3 protein-coding genes are annotated in these 1,725 nt (G+C 71.3%); 2 read left to right on the plus strand and 1 reads right to left on the minus strand.

Annotated features, from left to right (window positions below; genetic code table 11):
- The first annotated feature begins 25 nt into the window (after positions 1–25).
- On the plus strand, positions 26–880 hold the full coding sequence (locus ACJA3G_RS36345; RefSeq protein ID WP_406557294.1) for a hypothetical protein: 855 nt from the start codon (positions 26–28) through the stop codon (positions 878–880).
- 136 nt (positions 881–1,016) lie between these two features.
- Positions 1,017–1,361: a rhodanese-like domain-containing protein gene (locus tag ACJA3G_RS36350; protein ID WP_406557295.1), complete on the plus strand. Its 345-nt coding sequence runs from the start codon at positions 1,017–1,019 to the stop codon at positions 1,359–1,361.
- 113 nt (positions 1,362–1,474) lie between these two features.
- On the opposite strand, the gene ACJA3G_RS36355 is transcribed toward ACJA3G_RS36350, so the two are convergent.
- Positions 1,475–1,725 (minus strand): acyl-CoA dehydrogenase family protein (locus tag ACJA3G_RS36355; RefSeq protein WP_406557296.1); only part of this gene is annotated, 251 nt, incomplete at its 5' end.

The following is a 1,725-nucleotide window of genomic DNA, read 5'->3' on the forward strand; positions in this document are numbered from 1 at the left end:
CCCCCCGCGCCCGTACGCTGGACCGGTGACGGACGAACCTGCCGAAGACACGACCGCCCGGCCCACCGCCCGGCCCGAGGCCCCAGCGCACACGGATGAGAACTCCGAGCGGCCCGAAGCCCGGCTGGACCGCGCTGTGCGGGCGGCCGAGCAGGCGCTGATCGAGTTCGAGATCGCCGTGGAGACCTTCCGCGTGGAGGTGGAGAACTTCTCCCGCCTGCACCACCAGAAGCTCGGCCCGATGTACGCCCGGCTCGACGAGCTCGACGCCCAGATCGCCGAGGCCAAAGCTTCCCTCACCGGCGACCCGGAAGACCAGCGCAAGGCACGCGAGGCGCGAGCCGCCGTCATGCCCATGCCTGGTGTCGACGAGCTCTTCCACGACTGGATGGACTCCGAGGGGCTCTCCCCCGAGGCCGCCTCCATGCTCACCGACCAGCCCGTACGGCCGCCGAAGCGGGTCCGCCCCAGTGAGGAGGCGCGCAGGCTCTACCGGGAGTTGGCGCGCAAGGCGCACCCCGACCTCGCGCAGGAGGAGCAGGAACGGGCCCGGCGCGAGGAGTTCATCACCCGGGTCAACGCCGCGTACGGCCGGGGCGACGAGGAGCTGCTGCGGGAGCTCGCCGAGGAGTGGGCGGCAGGCCCGGTGCCGGAGGAGGCGCGCCCCAGCGAGAGCGAGGAGCTCTACGCCCGGCTGGAATGGCTGGCCCAGCGCAAGGAGCTGCTGGCCGTACTGGCGCGTGATCTGGAGGAGAGCGCGATCGGCTCGATGCTGCGGATGGCGCCCGACGACCCGGACCGGCTCCTGGAGGAGATCGCCGAGCAGTTGCTGGCCGAGGTCGCCGGGCGCGAGGCGGTCCTTGCCGAGCTGGTGCAGTAGCGTTCCCGGTGACCTGGCCACACCACACGGCTGACCCCCTGACCGGCAGATACCGGTGACCGGCCGATACGACCGTCGCGGCTGCTTCGGCCCCGGGGCCAGGGACAGCCGACGCGTACGAAAGAAGGCATGACCCATGAATTTCGCCCAGCTGCCGTCCGTCGAGGTCGCTGCCGTGCCGGCCGACGCCCTGGTGCTGGACGTCCGTGAGGACGATGAGTGGGCGGCCGGGCACGTCGAGGGCGCGCTGCATGTGCCGATGAGCGACTTCGTGGCGCGCTTCGGCGATGTGACGCAGGCTGTCGAGGACGGCCGCCGGGCGTATGTGATGTGCCGGGTCGGTGGCAGGTCCGCGCAGGTCACCCAGTACCTGGTGCAGCAGGGCATCGATGCCGTGAACGTCGACGGCGGCATGCAGGCGTGGGACGCCGCCGGGCGCCCGATGGTCAGCGACAACGACAGTCCGGCTTTCGTCCTCTGACCGACGTTTGACGTTCGGCCGTCGGACGCCCGCCGTCGGCCGAGCGGCTCGTACGCGAGACAGCGTGCGCGAGCGGCCGTGCTGCCCTGGTACCCGAGCGGCCGTACTGCCCGTTACCCGAGCGGGTGCGCGGCCAGCAGGTCGCCGAGGGCTTCCTCATGGGCCGCGGCCGGGCCCAGGGACAGTTCCAGTTGCTTGGCCCAGGCGTGGTAGCGGTGCAGGGGGTAGTCGGTGTCGGCGCCGAAGCCGCCGTGCAGATGCTGGGCGGTCTGTACGACTCTGCGTACGCCTTCGGAGGCCCAGATTTTCGCCACCGCAACGTCTCCGGAGACGTTGCGGTGGCGAAAATCTGGGCCTCCGAAGG

Origin of the sequence: Streptomyces sp. YS-3 (genome assembly GCF_045257485.1) — a bacterium.
Taxonomy (GTDB): domain Bacteria; phylum Actinomycetota; class Actinomycetes; order Streptomycetales; family Streptomycetaceae; genus Streptomyces.